This window comes from Rhodothermales bacterium (assembly GCA_017643395.1).
Classification (GTDB): domain Bacteria; phylum Bacteroidota; class Rhodothermia; order Rhodothermales; family UBA10348; genus JABDJZ01.
The window spans coordinates 483,438-492,761 of sequence record JAEPNP010000001.1 but is presented as its reverse complement, the minus strand read 5'-3'; the positions used below and the strand labels follow the sequence as shown (position 1 = coordinate 492,761).

Here is a 9,324-nt window from a genome sequence, read left to right as displayed (position 1 = left end):
GAGGGGAAGCGGACCGTGGGCGCGCGGAAGCTCGAGGGGTTATTTCACAAGCGTGACCGTATTAGTTTCGACCTGCGAACCGGCGCGCATCCTCACAAGGTAGGTACCTGACGGGATACCGTGCGCGTGGAAGGTCACGGCGTGGCGACCGGCGGTCATCATGCCGTCCGCCAGGACCGCGACCTCGCGGCCCAGCAGGTCGTACACAGCCAGGTGAACCTGCGCGGCTTCCGACAGGCTGAAGGGCACTGTGGTCTGCGGGTTGAACGGGTTCGGATAGGCAGCGTCCAGATCGAATCCGGTCGGCACATCCACATCGCCGGTTTCGGTATTGGTGGTCGTACCCGAGGAGGCCGCCAGTCCGTGGCCCACGAACAGCCCCTGGCCGCTCGTACCGATGATCAGCGTCTGGTTCTGCTCCATCACAGCGAAGGCGAGCACCGGCAGGGCACCGAAGCCGGCGTCTTCCCACGTGCCCGTGCCCGGGTTGTAGGCAAGCACGCCCTGTCCCCAGGTGCCGGCGAAGATGATCTCGCCCATGAAGGCCAGTGTGCGCACATCAAAGTCCTCGCTGCCGTCTCCGAACAGCTCAAACTTGTTGCCTTGCTTGACGAACACGCCCTCGGGCGTGGCCGCAAACAGCTGGCCGTCGTACGGGCCGTGCTTGGGACCGAAGTGCAGGTCCCACGCGCCCGAAGGCGCACTGCCGTGTCCGCCGATCTGAGAGAAGCTCTCGGCGCGATCAAAGGACTCCCACACACCGCGGCCAACCGTGCCGACCACCACGTGGTTCGAATCATTCGGATCGACCTGGATGGCCCATGCCGGATCACCGAACGAATTCAGCGGCGTCCAGGTATAGCCTCCATCCATGGAGCGATACACAGAGCTCCACTCCAGATTGACGCCGGCGTACATGACGTCTTCGTCGTTCGGATCGATGGCCAGCGAGAGCACCTGCCGGTCACCCAGATCCAGGAACTCCCAGTTGCGGGCGTTGTCGTCCGAGCGCCAGACACCACCCTTTCCGTCGGCCCAGATTCCGACGAACAGCGTGCCTGCAGAATTCCGCTCGATGGCGTAGGTATAGAGGTTCTCGAACCCGCGGTTCATGCGGGTCCAGCACTGTCCGCCATCATTCGAGTAGAGCACGCCGTAGCCGTAGGTGGCTGCGAACAGCTCGCCGGTCTCCGTCTTTACGATGTCCTGGATGACGGCGTTCACCACCAGGGCCGCGACGTGGCGCCACTGGTCCAGCTGGCCGTCCCAGTCACTGTCGATGAAGGCGTAGACACCCGAGCCCGGCGTGCCGGCGAAGATCTCGCCCGTCGGCGCCGTGGTCACGGCAGACACCGTGCGCACCGGCAGGTTGACGGCGTTGGTCCACAGCTCCTTGGACTCGTCGTAGAAGTAGGCTCCGTTTTCGCGGCTGCCCGCCAGCAGCGTGCCGTCGGCACCCGTGGCAATGGTCTCGATGGCCTGGCCGTCCAGACCGTATCCGAACCGATTCCAGATGCCGTTCTCCAGACGATACACACCGTCGGTGTTTGTACCGGCGTACACCTGGCCGTCAGCCGCGTGCAGCGTATTGACGATGCCCACCGGCAGCCCGGCGCCCATCGGCTTCCACCAACCATTTACCAGGGCGTAGATGCCCAGCCCCGGCGCGGCCGCGAAGACCAGTCCGCTGGCGTCGTCCACGGCGACGGCCGTCACTTTCTTGTTCTCGAACGGGTTCGAGTTGGCCCCGGCACGACTCCAGCTCAGGCCTTCCCAGACCTGCACGGACCCATCGCCCGCCGCATACAGACGCATGCGGGAGTCATACAGGTCGATGTCGAAGAAGTCGGCGCCACTGGGACCGATCTGGTTCCAGTTCTCACCCTGCGAGTCGGACACGAACACGCCCGCGCCCTCGGTAGCGACGTAGTAGCTCCCGGTCTTCGAGACCAGGATATCGCGGATCGGCAGGCGATTGTCGGTCTGCAGGTACGGCGGCCAGCTCTGGCCGTTGTCGTTGGAGATGTGCACACCGCCCGTCTCGGTACCGGCAATCAGCTGCTCGCCGACGGGGTCGTAGACGAGCGCAGTGATCGTACCCATGTCCGTGCAGTCGGACGGCGTGAAGGCAGCCGTTGCACGCGCGGTTACCAGGGCATTGTCCTGATCGTCTTCGTTCGGGTCACCGTTGTCCGGCGTGGAATCCACGTCGTCCTGGTCGGCGGCCGAGACCTGGGCAATGTTCTCGATAGTGTTCGAGATCGTCACCGCCGTCGTGATTTCGAGCGATGCCGACTCGCCGGCCTTCAACTCCCCGACGGTCCAGAGGCCGTGGAGGAACTTGTACTCGCCCTGCGAGGCCCAGGCGCCCTCGAACTCGAGGCCGTACGGGATGATGTCGCGAACCTCAACGCCCGTCGCCTTGTCCGGCCCGGCGTTGACAACCGTGATGACGAACGTCACACTGTCGCCGAGCTTCGGGCTGGAGGTATTCACCTCTTTGGTCAGCTCGAGGTCAATGAGGCGCGGCTGCGCATCGGTGAAACCGAAGTCGTTGCCCGTATCGGTCTGGCCGAAGTTCGTGAACGATGCGGTCTCGACGTTGTCCGTCGTCAGCTCCGTATTGTTCGGGTAGGTGCGCAGGTCCGTCTCCAGGACGAAGTCGCCCAGCGACGAGACGTGGAAGGTGTACGTGCCGTCGGCGGCCGTCAGCCTGGACGCTACGAACGGGTCGTGCGCATCCACCTGGCCGTTGCCGTTCTTGTCGCGATAGAGCTTCACCGTGACGTCCTTCTGGCCCGGCTCGCCGTAGTCCAGAATGCCGTTCTCGTTCTTGTCGCGGAAGACGGTGCCCGAGATCTCATTGCCGGCGTCGGTCAGGCAGGCGATGGCCTCGTAGTCATTGTTGCCGGCAGCGCCGAGCGTGGCACGGGTGGTGGTCTCCCCGGTAGCCGGGTCGATCACGACGACTTCGCGGCCGTCATCGCCGGACACGCCCAGGAACGTCCCGTCCACCGAGAACCCGAGGCCTTCCACGTTCTCCAGATCGAGATCCGTGATGTCGGTGACGGCGCCGTCCCACTTGTCGATCAGCACCAGGCGGCTCTTCATGCCGGACAGATTCAGGATGCCGTACATCTTGCCGTCCCAGGTGGAGATGGCGATGTCGTCTACGTCATCGAGTTCCACGCCGTGCACCTCGATGGTGCCGACTTCCACGTAGTCCTTGTGCTGGCCGAAGGCATCTGCGACGGCCTCGCCGGTCGCGGTGTCGACCTGGATCAGCAGGTCAGGTCCACCGTTGCGGCGCACCGAAGCGAAGAGCTTCTCGGAGAAGGGATCGAATGTGAGTCCGTCCACGTCATCAAACTGCACGGTACCCAGGGATCCCTTGCCGGAGCCGAAGGAGCCGATCGCAGTGAAGGCACCCGTGTTCAGGTCCAGTGTGCCCAGGCGGCCGGCGTCTGCTGCATACAGCGTGTGCGTCTTCTTCTGGTAGGCGATGGCCTCCAGTGCGAATGTGCCGGTACTGCCGATGACCTGCTCGGCCCCATGCGACGTCAGCTTCGAGAGCACGTCAGCCGAGTTGCCGCTGCGATGGTCGTTGTCGGCGACCACATAGCAAAGGGCGGGGTCCTTGGAGATGTGCTTGACCGTGAAGCCGAAGTCGTTGTCCGAGTCATGTTCGCCGAAGCCCCCGAACCAGGCGGTATGCAGGTCCGTCGTGGTCAGCGTGGCGTGCGCCGGCAGCGTGCCTTTCTCGACGACGATGAGGAAGTCGCCCCGGGCAGAGATCTCGAACAGATACTCGCCTTTGTGGTCGGTCACCTCGGTGTCCAGCAGCTTGTCGTTCTGATCGACCTTGCCGTTGTTGTTGACGTCTTTGTAGAGCTTGACCGTGGCACCGGCGAAGCCGAGGTCGCCGTGCCCCCGAGCGCCGTCCTTGTCCTTGTCCTCGAAGACGGTGCCCGAAATCTTGTTGGTCGAGTCGGTCAGGCAGGCGATGGACTCGTAGTCGGTGTTGCCCCGTACACCAAGATGTGCGCGCACGCTGGTCGCGCCTGTGGTCTGGTCAATGACCACGACCTTGGCGTCCCCGTCGCCACGAACGCCAAGCAGCGTGCCGTCCGCGGAGAAGCCAAGACCTTCGATGTTCTCCACGTCGAGATCGGTGAGGTCGGTGAGCGCACCGGTGTTCTTGTCGATGGCCACCAGCCTGCTCATCGTGCCGTCCTCATTGACGATGCCGAACAGGGTCCCGTCCTTGGGGTCTACGGCGATATCGTCCACGTCATCCAGCAGGATGTACGCATCGGTTTCGAAGGGCTCGATGACGATGTACGTCTTGTGGAGGCCGAATGCGTCCTCGATGGCCCGGCCGGTGGCGGGGTCGATCTGGATCAGCAGATCCTCCGCCTGGCGGCGCACGGATCCGTACAGCACACCCGAGTGAGGATCAAACGCGAGCCCGTCCACATCACCGAAGTGCTGCGTACCGAGCGCGCCCTTGCCGCTCCCGATGTGACCGATTCCTGTGAACAGGCCGGTCGACAGATCCAGAGATCCGAGGCGTCCGGAGTCCGCGGCGTACAGCACACCCGTCTGCGGGTGAAAGGCCACGGCCTCTATATATGTGGTATGCGTCTTACCAATGAAGTGCTCATCGGCACCAATCAGCTTGGAGAGCGCGTCCGTGTTTTCTCCTTCGTTGTCTGCGACCAGGTAGCAAACGGCGCTACTGCCGGCAGCACGCGCGCTGGGCGCGAGCACGGGCAGCAGCAGGAATGCGGCCAGAAGGAAGGCACGGAATCCGTCAAAGGCGGTTCGGCGCTGGATCATGTCTGTTGGGGCGGGGCTCCGTCGGGGCGGGCCACCGCGATAGGTGTGTACATCGACTCACCTGCGTGTGTCCAACAACCGTGCCAGTCGCAAACAAATACACTTAGATATTGTGTGTCATAAAGTGTATCAAATACATACACGAAACCCTTCCTGCCTCGGGGGCGGGAAGGGATTCGTGACACACAGAGAAATACGCCGTCCAGGCGCGGCCGGCCAGGCAGATGGTCACCGAAAGAGAAGGCCCGGGTGGAGGAGTCAGTGAGGGCTACTCAGGGAGACCGGGGTCAGGCGCCGCCGTCCGGGATTCTGGTTTTCAATTGCCGTGCCAGGCCCGGAAAAGGCCGCAAATGAGGCTGAATCGTTTCATTGAGAGACATTTCACGTCCGATTCGGTCTCAAAACGGTCTCGAAACGAAACCCGTTATTGTTGACATGCCTTGCAACAAACGGGTACTTTGCGGCTTGATACGGGACACCCAGCTGCCTCGAATAGCGCACATCAGCCACGGCGCATGATCCGCGTCCTCTTCATCATCCTCGCCGTCGTCTCGATGGCGTTGGCCTTTGTGTTGAGTATCTCCTGGCTGTATCTGGCATCTGCGGCCATGCTCGTTGCGGCGGCCGTGATTCTCACACTGGATACGAGAAAGAGATTGCGCCGGACTGCCGTGGCCGGATCCAGAGCCGCGCCAGGTGTCTCCCGACCTACCGAGGACCTGCAATCCCTGGGGATCATGGAGATCAGGCCGAAGGCCACCGGCAATGCGGCGCGTCCGGCCGTGGACGGCGCCTCGGTAGCCGCCGAAGTGTCCGTGCTTCCGCCGGTCTCGGAGATGCGAGGTGGCGATGGAGCTGCTTCCGATTCAAAGGACGCCGAGACCCAGGCCACCGCTGAATCGGCCGGCAGCCAGCCCGTTGCCGTCGCTCCGCCCCCTCCGACCGAACCGGCACCACGTGTAGGCGTGGTTCGCAAGCGGGCTCGCACCGCTCGCATCATGGTCGAGGGCGTCGCCGACCAGTCCAGAAGCGAAGTCGTACTCTCAACCTTCAGGGCGCTTCGTGCCGCGGTGGACGCGACGACCATTGCGTTGCTTCGGGAAGAGCAGTCGCCTTTGGGGTACAGTCTTGAGGCCATCGTTTCCCGCAACTCGTTTGCACGCAGCGGCGGCCGGTTCACGGTCGCCAAGCCGCTGGCTACCTCCAGGGCAACCTTGCAGCCGCAGGTGTTCGCCTGTACGGGACCGAAGGGGTTCAACGCCAGGCGCCTGGGGTATTACCACGAGCCCATCGCCATTCACACGGTGGCCTTCGTGCCGCTGGCCGGGAGCGGTGCATCCTGGCTGCTGGTGGCCGATTCCATGTCCGACAATGCATTCGACTCGGAAGAAAGCCAGCGCATGCTGCGCGAATTCGGTCGCCTGATCCAGGCACTGGTCGGTGAGTCGGCTTCGGAAACCACGCAGCGGTCATCGGAAGTGGATGAAGATCTGCGTCCTCGACGAGAGATCATTGCGGAAGAGATGCAGGCTGCCCGGGACTCGGCTCAGCCGTTGTCCCTTGCGCTGGTGCACCTGAATCGCGGTGAGGGGCTGAATGAGGCGGAGGTCTCATCGTCCGAATCTGCCCTGTCATCCCGGCTTGCCATGGCCACCAGTGACGGCCGCGTGGAGCGGTTTGGCGAATTGACGTTCGGCGTGCTGCAGACCCGTGCGGTCGATGATATCGTGCGGTGGGCGTCCGACCTGCACGTGGACTTTCGCAGCAGCTCGGCGCTGGGTGGCGCGGTCAGTATCGGGGTTGCGATGCTGGATCCGCGGCATGACTCGCCGGATGCCCTCCGCGCCGACGCGACGGCGGCGCTGCGCGAGTCCTACGAGACTGGCGAGTGCGTCATTCTCGAGTGAGCCGTCCGGGGCTGTTTGTCACGATTGTTCTGGACGGCGTAGGCATCGGCTGGCAGCCGGATGCGGCGGCCTACGGCGACGAGGGTGCCAACACGTTGGCGCACGTGCTGGAAGCGGCAGCCCCGCAGCTACCGAATCTGCAGGCGGCCGGCCTGGGCAACATCGCTCCTCTCCCCGGAATGCCCGCGGACGCGAATCCTCAGGCGGCCTGGGCACGCATGGAGGAGCAGAGTGCCGGCAAGGACTCCACTACGGGTCATTGGGAGCTGGCGGGACTGCGACTGGAGAAGCCGTTCCCGACCTATCCCGACGGCTTTCCGGAAAACCTGCTGGATCGATTCCGCCGCGCAACCGGCGTCCCGCAGGTGCTGGGCAACGAGGTGGCCTCGGGGACAGACATCATCGCCCGACTGGGCGCGGAGCATCTGGAGACCGGCTCACCGATTGTGTACACGTCGGCGGACTCGGTCTTTCAGATTGCGGCGCACACCGACGTGGTTTCGCTGGACCAGCTGTATGCCTGGTGCGCCCTGTCTCGGGAGGAGGTTTGTATCGCAGACCATGCGGTGGGGCGCGTGATTGCGAGGCCGTTTACCGGAACGCCTGGTGACTTCACACGACTGTCCGACCAGCGCAAGGATTATGCGATGCCGCCGCCCGAAGGCACGGTGCAGGCACGGTTGCAAGACCTGGGCGTGCGCACGGTCTCGATAGGCAAAGTGGCCGATCTGTTCGCCGGGGCGGGATTTGACGAGACGCACAAGACAGGGCGCAATCCCATCGGCATCCGCACTCTCCTGAACAGACTGAACGCCTGGGACGGGGCGCCGACCTTCATCTGGGTCAACCTGATCGACTTCGACCAGGAGTTCGGGCATCGCAACAATCCTGCGGGCTTTGCTGCGGCTCTCGAAGAGTTCGACGCGGCCCTGCCTCACATCACGCAGGCCCTGCCCAGCGGGGCGGGTCTCTTTGTGACGGCCGATCACGGCAACGACCCCACCTACCCCGGCACGGATCACACGCGGGAGTACGTGCCGGTCCTGCTGTGGGGCACGCGGGCACGGGCGATGGGCTCGCGGCCGTCCTTCAACGACCACGCCGCGACCGTGCTGGACTGGTTCGCGCACCCTGAACCCGGGCCGGGGGTCTCCATGCTGGATGACTGAGCTCGCACACGCCGCACGCCGGGCCGAAGCCTGGCTCGAAGCCCTTTCGGACCGCCCGGTGGCGGCGACGGCATCCCACACTGAGCTGAAACACGCGCTTTCGGTGGACCTGCCGGAGCACGGAGAAGCGTTCCCCGACGTCCTCGAGGTGCTGCTGGGAGACGCCGAGCGTGGGCTCATCGGATCCGGGAGTCCGCGCTTCTTCGGCTGGGTCATCGGTGGTACCCATCCGGCCGCCCTGGCCGCCGACTGGTTGACCTCGGCGTTCGATCAGAACGTGGCGATCTACCAGACCGCCCCCATGGCGGCGGTCGCGGAAGAGATCGCGGGCCGTTGGCTGAAGCAGTTGCTTGGCCTGCCCGAGGAGGCCAGCTTCGCCATGGTGACCGGGTGCCAGATGGCCCACTTTACGGCGCTTGCGGCAGCGCGCCACCGCGTGCTGGCCCGAAAGGGCGTCGATGTGGAGCGTGATGGGCTGTTCGCCGCTCCGCGGGTCCGGGTGCTCACCGGAGCCCATCGACATGAGTCCCTGATCCGGGCCCTGCGCTTCCTCGGACTTGGCTCCGACTGCGTGAGGCTGGTCGATCTGGACACGCAAGGGCGCATGGATATGGGTCATCTTGCCAGGGTGCTGGATGAGGAGCCCGACGCACCGACCATTCTTTGCCTGATGGCGGGGGATCTGAATACAGGCGCGGCAGATCCGTTTGCCGAAGCCTGCGCCCTGGCGCACGCAGCAGGTGCCTGGGTGCACGTGGACGGCGCGTTCGGACTCTGGATGCGTGCCGGCAGCGACGGTGCCAATGCGCTGCCGGGATGCGAACTGGCCGACTCATGGGCGACCGACGGTCACAAATGGCTGCAGCTTCCGTTCGACACGGGGTTCTCATTCGTCCGGGATGAGCAGGCCCACCAGGCTGCGATGACCATGACCGCCACGTACCTGCCGCAGGCCGACGGAGCCGGGCGGGATCCCATGCGCTTCAACCCCGAGTGGTCACGGCGCGCCCGCGGGATTGTCACCTATGTGGCGCTGCGGTGCATGGGGCAGGAGGCCATCGCCCGTATTGTGGACGAGTGCTGTCGACATGCCCGGAATCTGGTCGATGGGCTGGGTGCCATTGAGGGCGTGGAGGTCGTGGCGCCGGCGCGCATGAATCAGGGGCTGGTGCGCTTCCTGGATGTGCACGGGGATCATGATGCGCACACGGACCGAATGATTGCAGCCATTCAGGCAGAGGGCACCGCGTGGTTCGGCGGCACCACCTGGAAGGGCGTACGGGCGATGCGCATTTCGGTCTGCAACTACCGCACGACGGATGCGGACGTGGATGCAACGATCCGGGCGGTGCGGCGCGTGGTTGCCGGTTGAGTTTGTCGTGCCGCTGAGACTATCGTGCGACGTTGCA

At 64.4% G+C, this 9,324-nt stretch carries 4 protein-coding genes; 3 read left to right on the top strand and 1 reads right to left on the bottom strand.

Features of this window, described 5'->3' with window-relative positions; translation table 11 throughout:
• Positions 1-39 precede the first annotated feature (39 nt).
• Positions 40-4,839, bottom strand: coding sequence for a DUF11 domain-containing protein (locus JJ896_02015; GenBank protein ID MBO6778404.1), 4,800 nt, complete (start codon positions 4,837-4,839; stop codon positions 40-42).
• A 515-nt stretch (positions 4,840-5,354) separates the two neighbouring features.
• Between JJ896_02015 and JJ896_02010 the strand changes: the two genes are divergently transcribed.
• The 3 genes from JJ896_02010 to JJ896_02000 are packed head-to-tail and all read left to right on the top strand — an operon-like array spanning position 5,355 to position 9,287.
• On the top strand, positions 5,355-6,746 hold the full coding sequence (locus JJ896_02010) for a hypothetical protein (protein MBO6778403.1): 1,392 nt from the start codon (positions 5,355-5,357) through the stop codon (positions 6,744-6,746).
• Positions 6,743-7,915 carry a phosphopentomutase gene (locus JJ896_02005; protein MBO6778402.1) on the top strand — a complete coding sequence of 391 codons (1,173 nt, stop codon included), beginning with the start codon at positions 6,743-6,745 and terminating at the stop codon, positions 7,913-7,915. The genes JJ896_02010 and JJ896_02005 overlap by 4 nt, the downstream gene beginning before the upstream one ends.
• The gene (locus JJ896_02000) at positions 7,908-9,287 is read left to right on the top strand and encodes an aspartate aminotransferase family protein (protein MBO6778401.1); all 1,380 of its coding nucleotides are present in this window, start codon (positions 7,908-7,910) and stop codon (positions 9,285-9,287) included. The genes JJ896_02005 and JJ896_02000 overlap by 8 nt, the downstream gene beginning before the upstream one ends.
• Positions 9,288-9,324 lie beyond the last annotated feature (37 nt).